General features: G+C 65.0%; 19 protein-coding genes and 7 tRNA genes. 7 read left to right on the top strand and 19 right to left on the bottom strand.

The features are described from left to right. Positions 1 to 94 precede the first annotated feature (94 nt). From Rhe02_RS17260 to Rhe02_RS17230, 7 genes are all read right to left on the bottom strand, one after another. Positions 95 to 168 (bottom strand) — tRNA-Ile (locus tag Rhe02_RS17260). 2 nt (positions 169 to 170) lie between these two features. After that, positions 171 to 266: transfer RNA gene (locus Rhe02_RS17255), tRNA-Ser, on the bottom strand. 8 nt (positions 267 to 274) lie between these two features. Next, a tRNA-Asp gene (locus tag Rhe02_RS17250) sits at positions 275 to 347 on the bottom strand. Between the two features lie 20 nt (positions 348 to 367). Next, a tRNA-Ala gene (locus tag Rhe02_RS17245) sits at positions 368 to 436 on the bottom strand. 32 nt (positions 437 to 468) lie between these two features. Then, a tRNA-Gln gene (locus Rhe02_RS17240) sits at positions 469 to 541 on the bottom strand. Positions 542 to 545: 4 nt separating this feature from the next. Then, positions 546 to 617, bottom strand: a tRNA-Gly gene (locus Rhe02_RS17235). Between the two features lie 5 nt (positions 618 to 622). Continuing rightward, positions 623 to 694: transfer RNA gene (locus Rhe02_RS17230), tRNA-Glu, on the bottom strand. 415 nt (positions 695 to 1,109) lie between these two features. Here Rhe02_RS17230 and Rhe02_RS17225 point away from each other — a divergent pair. Continuing rightward, positions 1,110 to 1,859, top strand: coding sequence for a matrixin family metalloprotease (locus Rhe02_RS17225; protein WP_203909259.1), 750 nt, complete (start codon positions 1,110 to 1,112; stop codon positions 1,857 to 1,859). 80 nt (positions 1,860 to 1,939) lie between these two features. On the opposite strand, the gene Rhe02_RS17220 is transcribed toward Rhe02_RS17225, so the two are convergent. The 4 genes from Rhe02_RS17220 to Rhe02_RS17205 all read right to left on the bottom strand — a co-directional run bounded on the left by Rhe02_RS17220 (position 1,940) and on the right by Rhe02_RS17205 (position 9,515). Next, positions 1,940 to 3,961, bottom strand: coding sequence for a hypothetical protein (locus tag Rhe02_RS17220; RefSeq protein WP_203909258.1), 2,022 nt, complete (start codon positions 3,959 to 3,961; stop codon positions 1,940 to 1,942). Positions 3,962 to 4,074: 113 nt separating this feature from the next. Next, entirely contained in the window at positions 4,075 to 5,199 is a 1,125-nt protein-coding gene (locus tag Rhe02_RS17215) for a hypothetical protein (RefSeq protein ID WP_203909257.1), read from the bottom strand. Continuing rightward, entirely contained in the window at positions 5,196 to 6,341 is a 1,146-nt protein-coding gene (locus tag Rhe02_RS50765; protein ID WP_308441996.1) for a SigE family RNA polymerase sigma factor, read from the bottom strand. Before Rhe02_RS50765 ends, Rhe02_RS17215 begins: the two co-directional genes overlap by 4 nt. A 141-nt stretch (positions 6,342 to 6,482) precedes the next feature. Beyond that, positions 6,483 to 9,515, bottom strand: coding sequence for a 3-keto-alpha-glucoside-1,2-lyase-like domain-containing protein (locus tag Rhe02_RS17205; protein WP_203909255.1), 3,033 nt, complete (start codon positions 9,513 to 9,515; stop codon positions 6,483 to 6,485). Positions 9,516 to 9,828: 313 nt separating this feature from the next. On the opposite strand from Rhe02_RS17205, the gene Rhe02_RS17200 reads away from it, so the two are divergent. Then, positions 9,829 to 11,016 carry a calcium-binding protein gene (locus Rhe02_RS17200; protein WP_203909254.1) on the top strand — a complete coding sequence of 396 codons (1,188 nt, stop codon included), beginning with the start codon at positions 9,829 to 9,831 and terminating at the stop codon, positions 11,014 to 11,016. Positions 11,017 to 11,409: 393 nt separating this feature from the next. On the opposite strand, the gene Rhe02_RS17195 is transcribed toward Rhe02_RS17200, so the two are convergent. Both Rhe02_RS17195 and Rhe02_RS17190 read right to left on the bottom strand, forming a co-directional pair. Next, entirely contained in the window at positions 11,410 to 11,778 is a 369-nt protein-coding gene (locus Rhe02_RS17195; RefSeq protein ID WP_203909253.1) for a hypothetical protein, read from the bottom strand. Between the two features lie 65 nt (positions 11,779 to 11,843). Further along, entirely contained in the window at positions 11,844 to 12,032 is a 189-nt protein-coding gene (locus tag Rhe02_RS17190) for a hypothetical protein (protein WP_203909252.1), read from the bottom strand. Between Rhe02_RS17190 and Rhe02_RS17185 the strand changes: the two genes are divergently transcribed. From Rhe02_RS17185 to Rhe02_RS17175, 3 genes are all read left to right on the top strand, one after another. Next, positions 12,022 to 12,636 carry a PucR family transcriptional regulator gene (locus tag Rhe02_RS17185; protein ID WP_203909251.1) on the top strand — a complete coding sequence of 205 codons (615 nt, stop codon included), beginning with the start codon at positions 12,022 to 12,024 and terminating at the stop codon, positions 12,634 to 12,636. The two genes, Rhe02_RS17190 and Rhe02_RS17185, sit on opposite strands and share 11 nt — an antisense overlap. Positions 12,637 to 12,698: 62 nt before the next feature. Next, on the top strand, positions 12,699 to 13,079 hold the full coding sequence (locus tag Rhe02_RS17180) for a hypothetical protein (protein ID WP_203909250.1): 381 nt from the start codon (positions 12,699 to 12,701) through the stop codon (positions 13,077 to 13,079). A 67-nt stretch (positions 13,080 to 13,146) separates the two neighbouring features. Then, positions 13,147 to 13,752: a hypothetical protein gene (locus tag Rhe02_RS17175; protein WP_203909249.1), complete on the top strand. Its 606-nt coding sequence runs from the start codon at positions 13,147 to 13,149 to the stop codon at positions 13,750 to 13,752. A 23-nt stretch (positions 13,753 to 13,775) separates the two neighbouring features. On the opposite strand, the gene Rhe02_RS17170 is transcribed toward Rhe02_RS17175, so the two are convergent. Further along, positions 13,776 to 14,921 carry an FAD-dependent oxidoreductase gene (locus Rhe02_RS17170; protein ID WP_239123881.1) on the bottom strand — a complete coding sequence of 382 codons (1,146 nt, stop codon included), beginning with the start codon at positions 14,919 to 14,921 and terminating at the stop codon, positions 13,776 to 13,778. 107 nt (positions 14,922 to 15,028) lie between these two features. Beyond that, positions 15,029 to 15,832, bottom strand: coding sequence for a VOC family protein (locus tag Rhe02_RS17165; RefSeq protein ID WP_203909247.1), 804 nt, complete (start codon positions 15,830 to 15,832; stop codon positions 15,029 to 15,031). Between the two features lie 464 nt (positions 15,833 to 16,296). Here Rhe02_RS17165 and Rhe02_RS17160 point away from each other — a divergent pair, with 464 nt between their 5' ends. After that, entirely contained in the window at positions 16,297 to 16,824 is a 528-nt protein-coding gene (locus tag Rhe02_RS17160; protein WP_203909246.1) for a GNAT family N-acetyltransferase, read from the top strand. A gap of 26 nt (positions 16,825 to 16,850) precedes the next feature. Here the strand turns inward: Rhe02_RS17160 and Rhe02_RS17155 are convergent, their stop codons facing one another. Both Rhe02_RS17155 and Rhe02_RS17150 read right to left on the bottom strand, forming a co-directional pair. Next, entirely contained in the window at positions 16,851 to 17,924 is a 1,074-nt protein-coding gene (locus tag Rhe02_RS17155) for a DUF11 domain-containing protein (protein WP_203909245.1), read from the bottom strand. Positions 17,925 to 18,126: 202 nt separating this feature from the next. Next, a complete protein-coding gene (locus Rhe02_RS17150) occupies positions 18,127 to 18,753 on the bottom strand; it encodes a hypothetical protein (protein WP_203909244.1) in 627 nt (208 codons plus the stop codon). Between the two features lie 144 nt (positions 18,754 to 18,897). Here Rhe02_RS17150 and Rhe02_RS17145 point away from each other — a divergent pair, with 144 nt between their 5' ends. Continuing rightward, positions 18,898 to 20,832, top strand: a complete 1,935-nt coding sequence (locus tag Rhe02_RS17145; protein WP_203909243.1) for a S8 family peptidase — start codon at positions 18,898 to 18,900, stop codon at positions 20,830 to 20,832. A 221-nt stretch (positions 20,833 to 21,053) separates the two neighbouring features. Here Rhe02_RS17145 and Rhe02_RS17140 read toward each other — a convergent pair whose 3' ends face one another. Both Rhe02_RS17140 and Rhe02_RS17135 read right to left on the bottom strand, forming a co-directional pair. Then, positions 21,054 to 21,335, bottom strand: coding sequence for a hypothetical protein (locus Rhe02_RS17140; RefSeq protein ID WP_203909242.1), 282 nt, complete (start codon positions 21,333 to 21,335; stop codon positions 21,054 to 21,056). A gap of 268 nt (positions 21,336 to 21,603) precedes the next feature. Further along, entirely contained in the window at positions 21,604 to 22,203 is a 600-nt protein-coding gene (locus Rhe02_RS17135) for a hypothetical protein (protein WP_203909241.1), read from the bottom strand. Positions 22,204 to 22,240 lie beyond the last annotated feature (37 nt).

Raw genomic sequence — 22,240 nt, 5'->3', positions numbered from 1 at the left:
ACTGATGGCCCTGTAACAACTTTGATGGTCTGCAATGCTGGCCCGTACGCGGGCCGGCATCGGCGCGTTTGGTTGCGCCGACGAGACGATCGCGTCCCATCGGAAGGAGTCGAACCTTCTGTCTCCTCGTTATCAGCGAGGCGCCTCAACCACTTCGGCCGCGACGGGATTGGCGGAGAGGGCGGGATTCGAACCCGCGGATCCCGGTTGCCCAGGATCTCGGCCTTAGCAGGACCGCGCCTTTGACCAGACTCGGCCACCTCTCCAATGTGCGCGCCGGCGAAGGGAATCGAACCCTCGACCACCCGCTCGACAGGCGGGTGCTCTAACCACTGAGCTACGTCGGCTCGTCCTGGATGGACGGTTGTGGACCGTCGGGGAGTCGAACCCCGCGGGCGTTGCTTGCAAGGCAACACTGTGCACCAGCACACAGCCCATGAAGCCAATGGCCGGCTTCGAGAAGCATTACTGGGGAAGCAGGGCTCGAACCTGCACTCTCCCGGGTCAAAGCCGGGCATGTTTCCGGTTACACCATTCCCCAACAGAACGGCCGCGGGGACTCGAACCCCGTCCACTTGCTTGGAAGGCAAGAGCTCTACCCGGTGAGCTACGACCGCATGAGCAGCGAGTAGGGGAATCGAACCCCTGTCTCCAGATCGAGAGTCTGGCGGCCTGACCACTAGCCGAACCCGCCTCATGTGAACCTCATAAGAACCTGTTGGAGCACAACGAAATCGCCGCCCAGCCCGGGATTCCCGGAGGGGCGGCGTCAGTCGCAGGGAAATGCGTCTAAATACGCCGCCAGGCCGGGCGATCAATCCCGTTGCCGGACAGACTGGGTCGGGCCGCAATGCTCGGCACCGAGCAGCCGCACAGCATCAGCTGTTGCGGTTCTATGCTCGTCTGCCTAAACATCACGGATCTCCTTAGAACTGAAAACGTCTGAACACCAAGGTAAGGCGATCGCGACCGCTTGGCAATGGATTTAATTCCGGTTGTGTGCCAGATCGCCACCCAGCCGAGCGGTGCCCGCATATCAAAAACATAGGAGACACATATCGATCTTCGGCATGGTGTGGGTGTCAATCACCTACCCGGGAGGAGTTCAGATGTCACGAAGAGCCCGTCTGACGGCCTTGCTGATGCCGTTGTGTGTCATCGTTTCAGGCGCCTTCGCCGGCCAGTCCTACGCCGCCCAGCCGGTTACCGCCGTTTACTACTCGGAGGGGCACGCCATCACCGTGGCGACCATGCCCGATGGGACCAGCCACGTCTTCGTCGCCACCCTGGCCGACGGCGTCAAGACCCCGCCCGCGGCCGGCAGCGGCGCGGTCATCATGGAGCCGGTCGAATGCTCGATCGGGGGAGCCTACGCCTATCACCACCTCTGCGGTGTCAACCGTGTGCGCTGGTCCGGCTGGCATCCGACCATCTATTTCATCGACTACACCGGGGCGGATTGGCCGGTTTACGAGGCTGCGGTCGTGTGGAACCAGTCGACCGCGCTCAACGTCGGCTACCGCGGGCCCTGGGCGTGTCCTGGCCCAGGCTACAACTGCGTTGATGTGAGCGCACTGGACTACTACGACTATTGCGGCACGTCGCCGCCCAACACCTGGGTTGGGTGCACCGACTACAGCATTAGCGGGCTGACCATCGTCGACGCGAATATCCGGATCGACACCGGCTTCACCAGCAACTTTGCCAACAACCAGAAGGTTGCCTGTCACGAGATGGGCCATGCTCTGGGCTTGGATCACAATGTGTGGAACGACAGCTGCCTCTACTACGCTCCGAGGATGAGCACCACCACCAACCCCAACTACGGCGATTTTGCGATGCTGGAAGACATTTACTGACACCGTCTGCGGTCAGGCCTGCTGCGGCGCGGCAGGCCTGACCGGCGGTCCATGGGACAGGGCAAGGGTTAAGAGGGTGGTTACGCTACTTCGAAGGTGTAGATGCTTGGCAGGGAACGGCTTCCGTCCGGGTACACCGCCCAGGCCGTAAGCGTGTTGACCCCGGAATGCTGCGGCGCCAACGTGAAACTGGCCGAGAAACAGTCCCACTGGCAGGACACCACGAACTCTGGCCCGCCCTGGTAGCTGACCACGTAGTGGTCGGCGTCGAAGTTGCCGTCCAGGTCGAAGCGGCCCGCGATCCCCACGCCGCCCAACGGTTCCGGCGACGGATGGTAGTCGGGCGAGCTGACATAGGGGCCCTGCCGCAAGGTGTTGACGATCTCGAACATCTTCGACGCCTGGGCGGCGTATCCCGCGGCCGTATAGCTGATCACCTCGATGGTGTGGTAGCCGTTGAGCAGCCCGGTCACCGTGAAAACCGCGCTGCCGTCGGCGTTCGCGGTCACCGGAAAGTAGTCGCCGGCGTAGTCGAGCTGGTAGAGGTACGACACGATTCCCGCCCGCCGAGGCAGCACGGTGACCGTGGCCTCGGACGAACCAGGCTGGTGGGCCACGGAGATGTCCGGCAGCGAGTCGACTATGAACTGCTGCCTCGTCACGCCGAGAAGTGTGGTGGCCGACCACACTTCGACCGCCACCACGGCCTGGGTCTGTTCGAACACGACCCCCACCGTGGTGCTGCCCTGCGGGCCGACCGGCACCCGCGACTGCGGCCCGCCGTCAATCGTGTAGCGGAACTCGGCGGCCCCGGGCAGCTGCGTTGACATCGTCATGGTGCTCGGTAGTGACACGCCGCCGACGACGAAGGAAAGCTCGGGCGAGGTGTCGTTGGCCAGGAACTCGTAGCGTGCCTCAGCGGAGAAGTTGCCCGCCCGGTCGATGGCATGTACCCGCAGCACATTCCTCATCGGCGGGGCGGCGGTCGGCGCGATCTGCAGCGTGAGCGGCTGTCCCAGCTCGGCGTCCACGTAGCGCATCACGTCGCCGCCCAGGCTCCACCCGAAACGGGCGGTGTCGGGCGAAGCCGGGGTGAAGGTGAACGTGCCGGGAATGCCTGTGCCGCCGTGCCGCTGGCCGTCGTCGGGATAGTCGGCCGACGCCACCGTGGGCACATCCGGCCGGGTGCGGTCCACGCCGAAGAAGCACTCGCTCGACCAGGCCGACTCCGACGAGCGGTCGGAAACCTTGAAAACCCAGGCGTAGACACCCTCGGCAAGGTCGAAGTCGCGCCAGTCGAGCTCGGCCACACCGTCCTGGTAGGACGCGCGGAAGAACTCGCGGCGCTGGGCAGGGTTGTTCACCGGCCAGATCGCGAAGGTGACGTCCTCGTATTGCGACCCGTTCTCCGGCAGCATGTCGGAGTCGGAATACGTACCCCGCAAAAGCAAATCGCCGTTGAGGTAAGGCATGTTCTGGGAGTCGGCACCGCACGGGGAGACCCCGTGCACGCCCGACGGCGGCAAGTTGGTCAGCACGGAAAGGAAGTTGTCGCCAAAAGCTCGGCCGTAGCGCGAGTCGAACTCCTGCCACCCAGAGACCCGCATGCTCAGCGTGACATGGTCACGGCCGGCATCGAGCCATTGGGTGATGCGGTCGTCGATGTCCCAGGCGAGCTGGACGTCGCGCCCGCAGCCGACCTCCACCTGCGCCAGCAACTCCCGCTGCCGTGGCGGGTGCAGCCACGACGTGGTGGCGGTGACGTCGTCGGTGAGCCAAAGCTGTACCGGCGAAACGTTGTCGCAAAGGGAGCGCTCGTGCACGTGGAAGTCGGCGTTGAGGATCTGCTTGCCTCTGAGCTGGGAGATGTCGAACCGGAAGTAGGAACGCGACGAGTGGTAGCCGTCGTCGCCGAAACGCGCCCCCACCGGCGCGCTGGCGTCCTGCCCGAGGAAGCTCTGCAAGGGATGGTGCAGGTCGGTGTAGGCCCATGAGACAGGGCGCAGAACCGCGATCGAGAAAGCTGATGCCGGCGTCGCGCCGGTGAGCACCGTCGCGGCGAGAACCGCGGCGACAGTGGCGGACAGAATACGTCTGGCCACGTGGAAACCCCTCTCCCCGTATCCCCGACGGCTGGCCCGTCGTGGGGCTGGACGCGGTACCACGTCTAAGGGCCGAGGAAGGTTGCACCCTTATTTTCCTGGGTTGCCGAACCTCACCGTGGCCAGCTCCGGGCGCGACGCCACAGCAGCAGCGCCAGCGACCCCGTGCCCACCGCGACGACGCCTGTACGCCAGACCCACTCCCCGCCCTCTTCAGGCGACGCGGCGGAAGACTCCGACGGGCTGGGCGAGGGCGAAGGAGTGGAGGATGACGAAGGCTGCGGGCTCGCCGATTCGGTAGGCGCCGCCGCCGGGGTGGCGCCCGGCTGCGCCACGACCGGTGCCCGTGGCTCCGACTGGCGGCACCCCGCCACGGTGATCTTGAAGCGGGTGTCGCTGGGCTGGTCGAGGACCGGGGTGGCGTGCCCTTGCGTGCTGCCGTAGACCGGCATGTTGCCGTCCACCGACGCGGGATAGTCAGGATCGCTTGCCACCGGCTGGAAACATCGCCTGATCCGGAACTTCACGTTGACAACGACGGTCGCCCCGGGTGCCACCTGCGGCACCTTGCATTGCGGGATGGGAGACATGACGCACCCGTCGCCGCCGACGAAGTCTTTGCCGCCCCCGCCGTCGGGACGGCTTATCACCACGTCGAAGAGGGTGTTGGGGCCCTTGTTGGAGAAGCGCACAGGCACCGCGACAGTGTCGCCGACAGCGCCGGACACGTCATCGACGCCGACCGTGTAGTGGGCGGCCACGCTCGTGTTCAGGTCGACATCCACGCGCAGGGTGTTGTTGCCCGGCACCGGGTCCTCGTTCTCACTGGCGATGGTGGCCGTGAACGATCCGGCCGGGCCAGGCGACGGCGAGCCGACGGGTTTGAGCTGATAAATGAACTGGTTGGTCTGCCCGGGGGTGTTGACCTGCACAGCGCAGGTCGCTATCTGGCCTTCCAGCTGGCAGCCGGGAAACTCGGCGGCAACTCGGTCGGATTGCAGCTTGGAAATATCGACCTTGATGACGACTGGTACCGCGACCGGGGCGCTGAAGTTGAGCCCCGCGCTGAAATAGGTGGCAGGCAGAAAGACCCGGTAAACGCCGCTGCGCGCGGAACGGTTGCCCAGAAGCCAAATCTCGGTGTCCACCGGGTCGGCCATGGCCGGCGTCGCCAGCACCAGTGAGCTGAACACGGCCAGGATCGCTGCGATGGACAGCCGCCAGATTCGCTCGGTCACCTGAAGCACCCGCCTCGGTAGGCAAGGCCGGTGGCGCGGTGCTTGTAGTCCCAGAAGGGACCGCCGGGTGTTTCCATCGTCATGATGGCGTTCTGGTCGAGGGCGGACGGGATCGCCACGTCGGCGATGGTGAAGAAGGAGTCGGTGCAGCCCGCGGTGATGGTCGCCCGCACTGTCCGCTGTGGATTGTTGCTGTCCAGGTATACCTCGCCGGACTGGACGAGGTGATAGATCCCGTCAGCCGGGTCGTAACGGTAGGTGGCCCAAAGCACCTTGAGCCGCACGCCTGCACAGAAGGGCATCGTCTGGCTTCCGCTGGGGAAGTCGCGGTAGCCCATCTGCACCGAAGAGTCCGGGTTGAGGTGCCCGCCGTAATTGCCGATCGGGTCCGACGTGCACGGCGTCGCGGTGGGCGAGGCCGTGGCGGCCGCGCTCGGGCTGACGAACTCACCCGCGCCGGGCGCCGCCGACGCTGAAGGCGAGGCCGACGGGGTCGGCGTCGGGTCGATCGGCGCCGGCTTCTCGCCCAGACCGAAGGGAAGCAGGGCAAGCGCAGCGGTCGCAGCGATGATGATGATCGCCCCGACCACGGTATTGCGGGTGTGCCGTTTGCGCACCGTGCGGTAGGTGGCCTCGACGCCCGGCTGCCGCACGTCGGGCTTGACGTCGTCGCGCACCTCCAGCCGGCTGTCTAACGTGTTCCGCGCCCGGTGCAGCCAGGACTTCACCGTGCCCTCGGCCGCGCCGGTGATGGCGGCGATGTCGGAGATCGGCAGATCGTTGAGGTAGTGGAGCACCACGGCCTGGCGCTGCCGGGCGGGCAGCTCGGCGAGCGCTGCCATCAGGTCCAATCGCGACGGGTCAGGCCCGGGCGTGTGCTGCTCGCGCTGGCGCGCGGCGTACTCGACCGCTGTGCGCACGCGCCGCCAGCGGCTGGTCGCGATGTTCCAGGCGACTTTGCGTACCCAGGCCACCGGGTCCTCGTATTGGGAGATGCGGGGCCATCGGGCCAAAGCCCGGCAGAACGCCTCCTGCACCACATCCTGAGCCTCAGCGAGATCACCTGTGTGTGCATGCAACTGCACGCAGAGTGAATTGAAACTGGTGCCGTAAAACTCCGCGAAATCGGCGGGCTCCGGCACCTTCGGCTCCAAACGGGGTTAGGGGCCTCGTAGTTTAGGACACCCCGCCAAGACCCGGTGTCCCCGGGCCTTCCCAAGGCCCGCAGTGCCGACATCCGCGTGCCGCCGCGCGGAAAGCCGGCGGCGGCACCAGAGCGTGCGTTAGCTCAGCGGTTCGATCCAGATGTTGCGGAAGCGGGGGTTCGCGCCCGGGTCGCCGTGATCTTGCAAGCCGATGGAGCCGGGCGAGGGGCCCTCGGGCTGGCCGTTGCCGGTGGGGCCGTCGATGGCGACGTTGTTGTGGACTACCACCCCGTTCCACACCACGGTGACCCTGGCATTTTCGACCTTCGTTCCCGACGCGTTGAACCGCGCCGCGCGGAACGTGATGTCGTACGTCTGCCACGTGTTGGGCGCGGTGGCCATGTTTCGGTCCGGGGCACGCTTGAGGTAGATGGCTCCCGCCTCATTGTTGGCCAATGTGGTGTCGCCGTAGGAATCCAGTACCTGAATCTCGTAGCGCTCCTGAAGGTATGCTCCGCTGTTGCCGCGGGCCTGTCCGGTGACCTCAGGCGGGTAGGTGGGTTCCAGCCATTCGACATGCAGTTTGAAGTCGCCGAATTTGGCTCTGGTGCGGATGTTTCCGTTGAGCGATTCCATGGATCCGCCTGCCACCGGCCAAGTCGCTGGGGTGCCGTCCGTCTTCTCCCACGCCGCCAGGCCGGCGCCGTCGAACAGCGAGATGCGCGGTACCGGCACGACGACGACGTGGTCGAGGTTGGCGCCGTTGGCGCCCGTCGTGGTCGCACGGATCTTGACCTGCCCGGCCGGTAGAGTGGTGGTCAGCGATGCTGTTCGCCAGATATTCCACGCGCCTGTCGGCGGGAACGAAAACGCTGGGCTGACAGTGGTGCCGTTGACCGCGATGGCCAGCGGCCGGTCGGCGGTCTTGCCGTTGGCGTAACGGAATGCCAGCGAATGGCTGCCGGCACTCGGCACGTTGACTGTCCATTCGGTGTACCCACCGGTCGCGGCCGTCTCGGCGAAGTCGGCGTAGCCGGTTCCGCTATAGCCAGCATGCTCGGACGCTGCGGTGGCACCGCTGAGGGCCGCCTGCTCGGCCTCATAGGTGATTCCCGGCAGAGAATTTAGTGTGTACCAGGCCTCCGTGCTCCACAGGGACTGCCCTGAAGCGGAGGTGAATGGCCGAGGCGAATGCACATGCACCACCCGCCCAGACTCCAAGCCGTTGATTCTCAACGTGACTTTCTTGCCGTCGGCCGAAGGGATGGCCGAGGTGACGCTCAGCGTTTCCTGATCGACCTTTGGCCCGCCATAGTCGGATGTCGGGACGTAACGCCATTGCTGGACGGCATACCGCGACGTCAGGGAGCTCAGCGTCGCGGCCGACAACGGCTGTGTGTATTCGAGTTCGAAGCCGCCGCCTACCGCCCGCATCGCCAGAATGTCGAATGCGCTGCTGCCGCTGGGGGTCAGCTTTTGCAGACCGAAGCGGAGCTTGCCCTGTTGATGCCAGTTGCTGCTAGCGCGTTCGTCGCCGATGCCGCCCGCGTAGATCGCGCCGTCGGGGCCGAGGGTGATCCGGCTGATACCGGCCTCAAGCCCTTGGGTGAAGCGGAAAACCGCGCCCTGATATTCGCCGTTGACCTTCTCCAGGTACCCGCGCTGGATCCCGCCATAGGTGACGTCGCCGAAAAGCATCTGCCCGGCGAACAGGCCGTCCTGGAGCATGATCGGTGTGCTCGGCGAGTTCGCGATCTCGTTGTGCGGCAGCCACAGGACCGGCTGCGTCACCGGGTTCGAGTCAAACGGACCCGCCGGATCGTTGTAGTGGCCGAAGAACCGGCCCTGCTTGAGCTGCACCAGCTTGTTGGCGGGTAGCCAATCACCTTGATTGTCGGCGACGAATATGCCGCCTTCAGGGCCCCATCCGATGCCGTTGGGGGTACGCAATCCGCTTGCCGTGTACTCGATCTGACCGGTGGCCTTGTTCACTTTGATCGCGGTGCCGCGATTGGGTGCGAGCTGCGGTCTGGTCGTGTGCCCGCCAGGGGTGATCTGCACCGACGCGTTGAGATAGAAGTAGCCGTCCTTGTACAGCAGGCCGAACCCGAACTCGTGGTAGGTCCCGCCGAACGGCCAGGTCGCCACCGTGCGCTTGCTGTCGATGATGTCATCGCCGTTGGTGTCGCTCAGCTCTACCAGCCGGGACCGCTCGGAGACATACAGTTTGCCGTCCACATACTTGATTCCCATAGGGTCCTGCAACCCGGTGGCGATCCGCTTCACCGTCACCTGCGTGCCAGAGGTGGTGCCGGTGACGTTGCCCAGCAGATAGGCCTCGCCAAGCGGTTCGGTGGTGCCGTAGTCGCCGCCCCATGTGGTGATGGCTAGCCGATTGTCGGGCAGCCAGTCCATCCCGGTGACTTTCGGCTCGAACCCGCTGGGACGCAAATTGGTCAGCGTGTAGTTCGGGTGCACCGCGTTCAGCGGCAGCCCGTCGCCCGGGGTGTCCATGCCCCCAATACACTCTTTGGTCCCAGGTGCGGTCACCCGAGTGACTCCGGCTTCGGTGCTCAGCGCGGTCGTCGGCACGAGGACAAACTGTGCCGAGCCCGGTGGCTGCCACTCCAGTTTGAGCGCCTGCCCGTTTGTATTGTCGAAATGTTCGATGCGCAGCTTGTGATAGCCGGCAGACAGGTCGATGGCCCCATCCTTGGGCGTCGCGCCGTGCAGGCCGTCGTGGATGATGACCGTCGTGAACGTACTGTTCACGTCGTCGTTGTCGATGACGGTGCTTTTGTCGATGCGCAAAAGGGAGCCGTCGTCGCTGGTAAGCCGGAAAGCGTAAGAACCGGCCGTGGTGATATTGATGTTGGCGACAACCTGGGTGAGGAATTTGTCAGCGATACCGAAGTCGGCCAAGGTCGACCAATTGATCACCGGCATCAGCTTGTCGAAGTTGGGAGTCTGTCCGGGCTTGAGCGTGCACAGTCTGGATAGGTCGGTTCCGAGGTTGTAGGTGCGCAACGTGACTCCGGCATCCTGCGCCGGAATCGCGGCGTGTACCGGCCCGGGCGCAGACGCCCACGACAGCAACACGGCCAGCCCCAGGACGAGGGCTGGTGCCCGGTGGCGACGGCGGGCCACTTCAGGGACGAGTTGGGAACTCATGGCGATCCTTCTGACGATCGCACCCGGGCAGCAACGCACGCGCCAGCCCGGATGACAGGGTGAAATCATGCGGGTTGCCTGATCTTGCAGGCAGGACGCGCGCCGCCACGTCGTCGACTCAACGGACCGGATTGCTATCGCTTCATGAACGGCCCCCAAGGGTCAGCGCTGGAAAGCGTTTTCCGACAGTTGCGTCATCCTAATCCGAACCATCATGATGTTCAATGTGTCGATCACTCGGGCCCGATCCCGGTGCACCTCTGTCGTCTAACCGATATCGCGGGGCCGCGCGTCTGGCCCCATTCTTGCGGGCATGATTATCTACCGTTTGGGTCTTGTCGCCGCGGTTGTCGCGGCGGGCGTGGGCTTGGCCTCGCCCGCCCTGGCCGCCGATGGATCGGCTTCCATCAGCGGGGGCATCCTCAGTTTCACCGCCGGCGCGGGCACGGTGAACAGCGTGGCCGTCCGCCTGGTCGGTGCGAACTACACCGTCGACGACACCGCACCGATCGTGCCCGGCGCCGGGTGCTTGCACCCGGGAGCGGACCCGACACTGGTGCACTGCAAAGCGGCGGGCGTCACCGAGATACGCCTCTGGACGCTCGATGGAAACGACTTCCTCGACTACCTGACCCCGACGTTCAGCCGCCTTTTCGGCGGCGACGGCAACGACCGGATCATCGGCGGCTCGGGGATGGACTGGCTTTTCGGCGGAAACGGCAACGACACCCTCAACGGCTGGAGCGGCGACGACCAGTTCTACTGGGATGCAGGCGCCGATACTCTGATCGGCGGGAGCGGCTGGGATTACGTCATCTTCAAGGACGCCCCAGCCGGCGTGACCATGGATCCGGACGGGGTGGCCGACGACGGCGTCTCCGGCGAGGGCGACAACATCGGCACCGACATCGAACGCCTGGAAGGCAGCGCCTTCAACGACTGGGTGATCGGCAGCGACGTCGACAACGAACTGTTCGGCGGAGGCGGCAGCGACATCCTGCTGGGCCTGGGCGGCAACGACGACCTCTACGGCGACATGGGCAGCGGCACCAGGGGAGCCGACTACTTCTCCGGCGGGCCCGGCTTCGACGAAGTGTCCTATAGCGACCACGACTCCTCCTCCCCCGTGATCGCAGACCTCGACGGCGTATCCGGCGACGACGGCTCCTCCGGCGAAGGCGACACCATAGCCTCCGATGTGGAGGCACTATGGGGATCGGAAGCCGCCGACTGGCTCATCGGCAACGATTCTGACAACACCATCAACGGTGGGTACGGCGATGCAGGTGACATCATCATCGGCTACGGCGGCAACGACTCGCTCAACGGCTGGGGAGGACCTGACTACATTCTGGGCGGGGACGGCAACGACTCGATCTGGGGTGCGGAGGGCGATGACACCTTGCGCGGGGACAACCACTCCGACACTCTCAACGGCGGCCCCGGTACCGACAGCTGTGACTTGGGGCCTGGCGGAACCTCGATGACGGCCTGCGAATAGCCCGCGAGATTCGGGCCGCAGTATCCGGCGGCCCGAATCTTTCCACGATTCAAGGCCAGCGCCTGAGGCTCAATAGACACCTCAACCCATGTGGCAACACACCATGCCACATGGGTTCTCTGTCGCGTTGTTCAGGAGGCCCTAGCTCGCCATCAGGCTTCGATGTGGGCTTTCCCCGCCGATGGGTTGCGGTCGGGTGAACCTGGATACTCGGCTGAGGTCTACTGCTTCGACTTCACCTGCGAGGGGATCGGCCAGTCCTCGGGTTCGTCGGTGGCGATCTCGCCAGCGTGCTCCACTCGCAGCTGAGCGCGGACCGCGCGGATGAACTCGTAGATCGCCTCGGAGAGCCGAGCCGCGGGCGGTTGCGGGCCAAACTCGCCCTCTCGCGGATCAGGCCTGCCTTCCTTGACCTCGCGATAGGCCCCACGAGTGGCGCACGACCATTCGGGCCACCCGCTGCACTCGCTCGCTGCCCACGAACCTAAGCTGGACGAATACCAGCCACATGCGCCGCCGCTCCTCGTCGGAGCGTGCGTGGTGCGCGGGCTTGTCCACAGCGTCGGCATACTGCCTGTCCAGATGCCTGCACATCTCCGCCGCCGACACGAAGTCGACAGCGAGGTGGTGCAGCTCGGTGTCCCAGCGGGTGCGCAGGTCTCGCAGCTCCTTGCGGCGTTCGAGCAACAACGTCGGCGCGAATCCAATGGCAGCGCCAGCAGCAAGGGTGGCAAGGGTGGTCAGCAACGCAGGCCAATTCACGCCGTTCACTCTATGCCCACCGTCTACACCTGACATTCGGCGGACGTCGCCACAACACGGGCGCCTCAGCCGCAATCGCGATGGTGGTTTTTGGCCACCAGCGGCACGCTCCTTGGATCGACGAGTATTTTGGCGTGGCCCATCACGACCTCGCCCTGCAACGCGCCTATTTCGACGCCGAGCGCCGCTCCACCTTCGCCGGCGGCGTGCTCAGCGGGACGTTTCCCGCCGAGCAGATCGACCGTGACGCGCACCTTTTCGGGCTCGACCCGCGAGCCCGCTATGTCCCGCTCGCGGCGTCGGCCGCCACCCCGGGCCGAGGCCAACGTCGTACGCCGGGCCATCGCCTCCGCCTTGCGCATGCCCGCCGAGAGGCTGCTTTTCGCCGAAGTCGGGGCCAGTCTCGGTTTCATCGCGCCGAAAGCACCCGAGCACGGCGTCGACCGTCTGGTCGCCGTCGGCCCGGCTGTCGCGCTCCCCCCGCTCCACGACGGATTCGTCGATGCGGTGCTGGCCCTGGACACCGCGCAGCGCTTCGGTCAGACCGGCATTGTCAGGCTCGCCGACCTCGGGCCGCGCCCGCTGGTGCTGTCGGCCAGCGGCACCGCCGAGGGACTCGCCGACCGCCATCTGCACGCCTTCGACGGCCGGGCCAACCGCGACATCGAGGAGACCACCCGCGTCTATCTCGAATGCAACCAGCAGGTCAGTGACGTCGCGCAGCGGCTTGCGGTGCACCCCAACACTATCCGGTACCGGGTCCACCGGTTCCATGAGCTCACCGGCCTCGACCTCAGGCGCACTGAGGACCTGGTAACCGCTTGGTGGCTGCTCAACCGCCGCCGCTCAACCACCTAGGCCCACCGCCGATCGGCCTGTGCTGTAACCGATTTGAAACCGATCTCCCCCAATCTGCCCAAATGACACGTAGGAAATTGGCCACATGGGCCACGAGTCTCGTGACCTTCGGCGTTGTCCTGGTGGGGGTGCAAACGCCTGCGCATGCAGGAGGAACCTGTGATTTCTGGGTCGACTTCGACCGCAACATCACGGGGGCACACTTCTACGGCAGCGCATGCCTCGACTCATGGACTGGCGAGACGGTGCTGGTCGGCGGAACCATCAAAGATACGAAAGCCGACGGAAAATGTGCTCGTTACCAGGTCAGCTGGGTGACCTCGAATTACACCCGGCTGCGCACCGACACCGTCTCGGTGTGCGGCAACGGCAACACCAACTATTTCGAGTCCTGGAACACCTTGGACGCCTGGGGTTTCCTGGACGGCATCAGCCTCTACTAACGCCCGTGCCGCCCGGGATTCGCCTCTGACACCGGCTGTCCCGGTCGGCGCCGCGTAGGATCGATTCATGCGCCTGATGTCGTGTCTCGCATGTGGACTTCCCGTTCTCGACCTGCCTGGTCAGACCGTCATGCTGCAGCCCTACATGAGTGTGGCCGGAGTCCCGCCGGTCGACACGGCCGGTGCGTGGCATCTGAGCTGCCTGGCCATGGAGCCGGTAGCCATGCAGTGGGGATTGGCTCACGTCAACAGCTTCGTTGAGGTGCGCCGATTCGACCCGGTCGCGCGCATTCCGGGGTGGACGGTGGTCGACAACCCGCGGACAGGTGACCGGCTGGCCTTGGGCGAGCTCGGCGCCGTCCTGACGGTGCGTGGGCTGGGCATCCATTCGGATGCGGTCGGGTTGCGGGTGACCGAGCTCGAATACTGGCTGGAATGGGACAAGCCGGTGATTGCGCGGATCCAGACCGAGCTCCTCGGATCCGGCACCGTTGGCGTGCTTGAGGTCGCCGAGCTTCTCGGCATCCGCGATCGTCTCGTCGAACCTGCCGCGCTGGCCGACAGCGTCTTCCGGCTCAATTCGGAGCTCACCGAGGAGTGGATCCCGACCGCGGTCGGGGCGACGCTCGATGCCGTCGTGGCGCTGCCGGCCGAGCTAATTGCCTATCGGTAAACCCGGTCCAGGTGTTCGCTTGTTTAGCGCTTTTCCAGGAAGCTTCGGATCATCAGGGCTGCGGTGGCTCCTTCACCGGCGGCGGAGACCAGTTGTTTGGTCGAGCCGAACCTGGCGTCTCCGGCCGCGAAAACACCCGCGCTGCTTGTCTGCAGCGTTTCGGAGGTGGCGATTGTGCCGTCCGGGCGCAGGTCTACCACGTCGCGGAGGAACTGTGTGTTCGGGTCAAGCCCGATGAAGACGAAGGCGGCAGCGCCGGTTATCTCGGAGCCGTCAGCGAGAGTCACCCCGGTGAACCCGTTGCCGCCGTTGAATGCGGTCACTTCAGACTGGTACCGGATAGCAATCTTTGAATTGGTGGTTGCCTTTTCCACAGCCACCGCGCTGGCGGTAAGCCGATCCCCGCGCACGAGGATCGTCACCTTGCTCGCATAACGAGTCAGGAAGACTCCCTCTTCGACAGCGCTGTTCCCACCACCGATGACCAGCACTTCCCGATCCCGATAGAAAGCGCCTTCGCATGTGGCGCAGAAATGCACACCCGCGCCAATGAAGTCTTGCTCGCCTGGCACCCCCAGCCGCCGATAGGTCGACCCGGGCGCCAACAGCAAGGCCGATGCCGTGACCTTGTGGTCATCGCTGAACCGGATGGTGAGGTAGGCGCCGTCCCGATCGAATCCGGCCACCTCGGCCGCGGAGAGCAGCTCGACACCGAATCGGCGGCACTGGGCGACGAGCCGGTCGGCGAACTCGCCGCCGCCGATGCCCTCGGGAAAGCCGGGAAAATTGTCAAGCTGCTCGGTGATACCGGCCTGGCCACCCAGTCCGCCGCGGTCGGCGACCAGCACGTCGAACCCGTCTCGGGCCAGATAGAGCGCGGCGGTCAAGCCCGCCGGGCCACCTCCCACCACAACGGCGTCATAAAACTCGCAATCGGGCGCGGTTTTCAGCCCCAGCTGCCGAGCAAGCTCCACATTGGATGGTTCCGCGAGGATGGTCCCGTCTTCGAAGAAGATGGTAGGAATAATCCGTTTGCCGCCGTTTGCCGCGACAACAATCCGCTGGCCCTCCAGGTCACCATCGATGTCGGTCCACTCGTAGGCGATCCGGTGTTCCCCGAAGAACTTCTTGGCCCGCTTGCAGTCTCCGCACCACGTGGTGCCAAACATCCGAATCACAGCAGCCATAGTAGAAGCCCAGCCGGCAAAGGAGCCTTACCAACTGGTTACGAGGTCGCCATGACCGATGTATCAATGCCTGCCGACTTGGTCGCTGCCTATGCCAGGGCGCTGACCAATTCCGGCAGCGGTTCGATGACCAGGAGCGTCCCTCCGGTCGGGTCGGCGATGTAAGCAGCCCAGCCGATGTCGGCGTCCACCGGTCCGGCCAGCACCATGCCGCCCAGCTCGGTGGTCCGCGTCACGACCTGAGCACAGTCGCCGACCTGTACGATCGTGCGCCAGTGCGGCGGGGTGCCTGGCGGGTAGTGCCCGCCGTCCATCATGCTGATTCCGCCAACCACCCGATTGGTCAGGAGCCACTCGTAGTACTCGTGCTCCGAGGCCGTTCCGCGTTGCTTGGTCCAGCCGAACACCTTGCCGTAGAACGCGGCTGTCGTCGGCGTGTCGCGGGTGACGACCTCGCTCCACGTCACCGCGCCCGGCTCGTCGATGACCTGGGCACCGGCGAAAGCGGCACCGGCGGTCACCCCGCGTTGCCATACCCCGAAAACCGCACCAAGCGAGTCTGCGAACACCGCGGACCCCCCGCGCGTGCCCACCTCCACCGCAGGGCGCAGCACAGTGCCGCCGGCCTCGACCACGAGCTGGGACGTGACGTCGATGTCGTCGGTGGAGACGTGGGTCAGCCAACCAGGGCGCTGGCCTGGCGTTGCGGGCCCACCGGAAATGTCCACCAAGCCCGCCACGGCGAGGTCGCGCAGCAGGAACACGGTGGCACCGTTGTGCGTCTCCGTCGTCCAGCCGAAGAGGCCAGCGTAGAAGGCCGACGTGATGGCTACATTTCCGCTGTAATGCACCGCCCAGCACGGAGTCGCCGGCGCATAGCCTCTCACTCGCACGTAGTCTTCCTTCCCCCGACATGACATGCCCTGGTGACCCACCATAAGGAGAAACGTGCGGTTAACCGATCAACCTAAGGGCCACAGACGTACCCACGATATGGATTGTTGATCGTCGGCCACTCGACAGCGGCGCCACACCGAGCGGCTTTCCTCAGCGCCCGCGTTCATACAGGCGGTGCTACGCAGGACCAGAGGCGTCTGGACTCGCATCCTCCGAGAGTACCGGCCACCCCGGACCTTCGGCTTGCGATGTCTGGGCTGGTTCGGCGGCAAGAAGCTGACGTGGCCGGTCGAGGTAGTAGAGCGTGTAGGACATCGCTGGAGTGAGGGCCGCGTCAGCCGCACCGATTGTGGTCACCGTGCGATCTGTGGCGCAAGCGCGACGGACCCGGCGATCGACGACGACCGTTTCGGGTGAGCACTACGTTGCCATCGGCCTGGTACTGACTAGATTCGGTGGCATGCGCACGATCACGAGCGACCGCCTCCTGCTGCGTCCTTGGCACGACGCCGACGCCGACTTCCTTCTGGATCTGGAGTCGCGTTGGGAGGTCGTGCGCTTCCTCGGTGCGCATCCCACGACCATGAGAACCAAGGACGACGCGCTCGCGTCGATCAGGCGTCGGCGCGCCATCGAGCACCCCATCCACGGCATCTGGGCGATCACCACGGCGAACGAACTACTGGTCGGCAACCTCCTGCTCAAGCCAATCCGTTTATCTGCCGGGGAATCCTGCAGCGAGCCGAATGACGTCGAAATCGGCTGGCACTTGCACCCGGACGCCTGGGGACACGGCTATGCCACCGAAGCAGCGCAGACCGTCCTGCACGATGCATTTGGCCGTGGGCTGGGGAAGGTCCTTGCCGTTACCCATCCGGACAACCATGCCTCCCAAGCCGTCTGCAGACGGCTTGGCATGACTGCTCTAGGACGCACGACGAAGTACTACGACACTGTCAGCGAACTCTTCGGGATAGCGCCCAGCTGATCCCCTGCCGCCGCACGCCAATCCGCTTACGGACTCGGGTTGGACAGCGCCGGATCGGGTGCCACCGGGCGGTGGCGGCGGATGAGGAAGTAAGCGAAGGTAACAGCGAGCGTCAGCGCCAAGGCAACGCCGGCGAGCACAGCGGGCCAGGCATTGCCGTTCTCGTCATGGCGGACTTCCGCCGCTGCCCGTGGGGCGGCCGGCGCGTCCGTGGCGGCAGCGGCGTCGGCTGATGGCTGGGCCGAGACAACGGCGGGTGCTGGTGCGGCTGTTGAGGTTTGCGGAGACGGATCTTCTGCCCGGCCGCCCGTGTTCGGGCCGGGGTTGGCAGGTGGCGGGTTGTTGGGTGGTGGTACGTAATTTGGCCCACGCACGTTGTCGAACGGCCCGCTTTGGCTGGTGTTGTTGGACGGCACCGCGTCGATACTCGTCGACATCACTTCGGCGGTGACCGTGTAGGAACCCTCCGCCTGCGCGAGAAACAAATCCACGAAACGAAAGTCAGCGATGCGCACATTTCCCAGCGCACACGTGACCACATTGGCCGCGACGGTACAACTGGACGGGATTTGGTAGAACGCGAAGGTGCCGTGGAAGGTGGCGCGCACAGTAACTGAGCGGGCAGTGCTCGGCCCCAAGTTGCGCGGCATGATTTCGACCTGAACGAACAGCTTTCCGTCAGCCTCCAAGGTCTGCGGCACGAGCTTGTGCATCACGAGATCTGCCTGCGACACGATGCGCACGGTGCCGGTCGCGGTCTGACCAGTCACCGTGTCCTGGACGGTGACGACGAACGCAGGCTGGCCAGCCAGATCCAGAGCGGCTGCGCTCCCGAGGCCATGCACCAGGGTCAGGGTCTTTGACTGCGGCACGCAGGTCCGCTGAGTCGGCGCGGTGATGTCAGGGAAACCGGGGTCGCATGTCGCATCGACCACGTCATTCCAGTAACGCGACAGCGGCTCCGGAACCCGGATCAGGATCGGGTGCTGTTCACTTACCGCCGCGTCACCCAACGTGATCCGCTGTTTGATCGGGTAGGAGGAACGGACGTCACCCTCCACGATTTCCACATTGGCGACGGCGAGCGTATCGGCTGCCACGGCTGGGCTCGCAGACGCCAGGCCACCGGCACCCATGATGAGGGCCAGTGCCGCCGCAATCCGACCAAACCGGCTCCATCTGCCCGTCAACGCCGCCTCCATCAAGAACGAATGAGACGTCAACCTAGCAGCAAGATCACAGGGCCGCCGCCCCGGCGGCCGGCCAATTTGGCGCAGCTTGGGTGGCTGCTGTATTCGGGTCCTAGCAGCCGTCGATGGGCTCTTCCTCCGAGAGGAAGCCGGATTTGGCAGCGGCGGCGTCACTGGCGGCAGTCATCTCGTACGCCTTGTGGCTGTTGTCCGGGTAGAGGTGGAACACGATGCCATGCCCGTCGGGACCTGTCGTGACAAGATAAATCTTGGCCTTGTCTCTAGTCCGGGAAAGTACTTCTCCTTTGGAGCCGTAAACGGCCTGAAGCTCGGCGAGGGTCATCTCCACCCGCGCCCCCGCTGCGGTCGGGAGCGACGGCGAGCGGGTGGACACCGAGCGCACGATGCCGTCCGGAGTGGCCATGATATGCACGCCGCTCCACGGCCCGATCCCCATGGCGGTGGTGTAACCGCATGTTTCAGCCCCGCTGCGTACCTCGGAGAGCTGTCCGTCCTTTTGCAGCTCGGCGACTTTGACGCCGAGCTGGTACGGGCCGGCGCCCTCGCCGGTGAAGTGGATGGCTGCCGCAGCGGACGATGCGCTGGGGCTGGGGGTCGGGCTGGGGCTGGCCGAGGCAGCCGCTGCGGATGGTTGGGTCCCCGTGACGGGTTCCTTGGCTTCGCAGGCAGCGGCGACCAGTGTCATCGCGACGACTACCGCGAAGGAAACTCGCTTCATGGGCTACAAGTAGAGATGATTAGAAACGAGCACGCAACCCCGGCACCGCAGGCAGCCAACCCAGCGCACGGCCGAAGGCCGACTGCCAGTGAGAAGTAGCGTATTTGACAGATCAGGCAGGGGTCGTCTCGCCTCTGTATTGGCATGTTGTTATTTAAGAACGTGGCGGCCGGATGTGTCGCTGTGGCGCTGGTGGTCGGTGCGCTGGGCGCGGCGGCGCAGGCGGCTCCGGCCGAGGGCGCCATCCTGGGCGCTGGTGCGCCGGGAGTGGTCCGCGACAGCTATATCGTCGTGCTCAAGAAGGGTGTGGCCGATACGGCCACCGAGCGGGTCAAGCGGGTCAACGGCAAAATTGGCCACCGGTACTCGCACGCGTTGCGCGGCTTCGAGGTGACGCTGAGCGAGCTGGAGGCCAAGCGCCTCGCCGCCGACCCGTCGGTGGACTATGTCGAGCAGAACCAAGTGGTGTCGATGGCTGGTACGCAGTCGCCGGTGCCCTCGTGGGGGCTGGACCGTATCGATCAGACCAACCTGCCGCTGAACAACAGCTTCGTTTATCCGGGTACCGGGGCCGGGGTGCGAGCGTACATTTTGGACACCGGGATCCGGTTCTCCCACAGCGACTTCGGCGGCCGCGCAGTGAGCGGGTTCGACGCCATCGACGGCGGCACGGCCGATGACGCCAACGGCCACGGCACGCATGTGGCGGGCATCGTCGGCGGTAGTTCGTTCGGCGTGGCCAAAGGCGTGACGCTGGTGGCGGTCCGGGTGCTCAACGCGGCGGGTACCGGCACGGCTGCTCAGATTCTGCAGGGCATCGACTGGGTTACCAACGACCACGACCCTGGCGAACTCGCCGTCGCCAACCTGAGCCTGAGCGGGGCCGGGACCTCTCTCAACGCGGCGGTGGCCAACTCCATCGCCGATGGCATCACCTACACCGTGGCGGCGGGTAACCATGGCAGCAACGCATGCAACTACTCCCCTGCGGGTACGCCGGCGGCGATCACCGTGGGCGCCACCAACGCCAACGATGCCCGTTTCGGCAACTTTGGTTCGTGCGTCGACCTTTTCGCACCCGGTTCGGCCATCGTGTCGGCCTGGGGGGCCGGGGACACCGACACGCGCGCCCTCACCGGCACCTCGCAGGCGGCACCGCACGCCGCAGGCACCGCGGCGCTGGTGCTGGCGCAGAACCCAGGGTTCAACCCACAGCAGGTGCGTGACCGGCTGGTCGCCGACGCCACCAACGACGTGGTGACCAACGCGGGCGCGGGCTCGCCCAACAAGCTGCTCACCGTTCGGACACCGGGCGACTTCTCCCTGTCGGTCTTGCATCCGGTGCTGGGCGTGGAGCCGAACGGGTCGATAGCCAACGAGATCTTCATCCGTCTCGTCTCCGGGTCCGCGCAACCGGTGGCGCTGTCGGCTTCCGGTCTGCCGGCCGGGGTGACCGCCGAGTTCGCGCCACAGACTGTCCTGTCGGCCGCATGGTCCAGGCTTGTCCTGCGGGCCAACGCCACGCCCGCAGCGGGAACCCACACGATCACCGTCACCGGGCAGGGCCCCAACGGCAGCCGTTCGGCCTCGTTCCAGTTGATCGTCGGAAGCAACGGATGCCCGGGGCAGGTACTGCCCAACCCGGGTTTCGAGTCGGGCGAGGCGAACTGGCAAGACAGCACCTACGTGATCGGGCAGCGGCCCGACGCTCGCTCCGGCACCTGGAACGCGCTGTTCCGCGGACGGACATCAGACGACTATGCCGACAGCCTCGAGCAGAAGGTGACGCTTCCGGCAGGCTGCACGTCCTACATGCTGACTCTTTGGGTACGGGTCGACTCCTCCGATGACCGGGATTTCAACGCCGACGGGATGTGGCTGGACGTCGCCGGCCCCGGCGAGCTGTTTACGTCGGTGGGCTTCTGGTCCAACCGCAACCGCGGACAGGGCTACCAGCCACACTCCGTTGACCTGTCCCGATATGCCGGCAAGACGATCCTGCTCAGGTTCTATGCCTTCGAGGACTACTGGGCAACGACCGGGTTCGCCGTCGATGACATGGCGCTGTATGCGTACTGAGCGCACCTGAAATAAAGGTCGCCGGGCCTGCTGGAAGGCAGGCCCGGCCTCGTGCTCGTGGCGAACGATCGGATCAGCTGACCACGGCGTGGCATCACGGTTGTTGGGCGCGGGCAGTGCGTTGAGGGTCGCGATGACCTCGTCGGAGGCATACCTGCCGACCAGGGTCTGTAAGTTGGATCGCAAAGCGACCGGGCGTAGACCCCAAATGTGGTGGAGCGCTAGTCCTTGACCTCGACGTCGGAGGCGTGCCGGCACCGTGACCAGTCGATGTCGGCGACCCAGGCGCAAAGCTCGCCGTCGAAGTGCACAACTCCCGAGAAGAGGAGATCGTCCCGAACGCCAGCGTCATCGGCGTCGTCGGTGTAGAAATCGACCTCGAGGCCGTCGCTTAGCACGATGCCGTACTTCTGCAGGTCGTTCCTCGTTCCTCTGGTGACCAGCAGGAGCCGACCATCGTCATCTGTTTTCAACGGGTCTGCATAGATACGGGGTGTCGCCATCGAAGCATCCTTACAATCCGTGGCCGGGGAGGAACTGCCGACTTGTGACGCCTACCGGCGACCTTGCGCTACGAGCAATCTAGACCAGCAGCCAACGCGCTGTCATCGGCATATCTGGATGTTCGCTGACCCAGGTGTCCGCAATGCACACGTGTGCATTGTTGTCCTCTTTCGATTGGCAGGAAACACAAGTGGCCCGCAAAGCGAGCTCTGCGGGCCATGTTCTGCATATTCGGGGATGCGTGACTTCGGCTTTCGGCTAGCTGGCTCAGTCGAGAGGCCCGCCGTGGCATGAGCAATATCCACCGACCGTATGTGACCTGTTGAGGTCGGAGACTGTGACCGAAATCGACACATCGGGAGATGGGCAGCTGATGTCCAGCCACCAGCTGTTGTCGAAGAAGTACCGTGGTTGACCGTTGATAATCCACCTGATGCTGGCCGCGGGTCCGCCGCTGTAGGTGACCGAGCATTGCAGGCGGTTGCCGCCCGAACTGCACATCGCGTTGACGTTGCCGATCGGCTCGCCCGCGCATTGAACCGTAAAGGTTCCTTCACGCCTGTCGCCTGGCGGCAGAAGCGGCGGCGCGAGCACGACGACGTAACGGAGGGTCTCGATCTTACCAGGTATACAGTCGAAGCTGATGGCAAGATTGCTACCCGAGTGTCCCCACGAGATGCCGTTTAGCCACCATTCCATGTAGGTGACAGTCTTGCCGTTGGGCATATTGACGGAGCATGTGATTTTGCCGGGCTCATGGCCACAAGTGAAGCTGAGATCAGCGGCGCTGGCAGGAGCAGCTCCCGCAAGCAAACTCGCTGCCACGGTCACCAGCGCCAGGAACATGGCGGTCAATCGACGGCGCATCTCGATCTCCTCTCTTGTGCGTCGCTGGCGGGTTGTT

The organism is Rhizocola hellebori (genome assembly GCF_016862955.1).
GTDB classification, from domain to species: Bacteria; Actinomycetota; Actinomycetes; order Mycobacteriales; family Micromonosporaceae; genus Rhizocola; species Rhizocola hellebori.
Note: the sequence above shows the minus strand (reverse complement) of the source record. Positions and strands in the feature narration are given on the sequence as shown.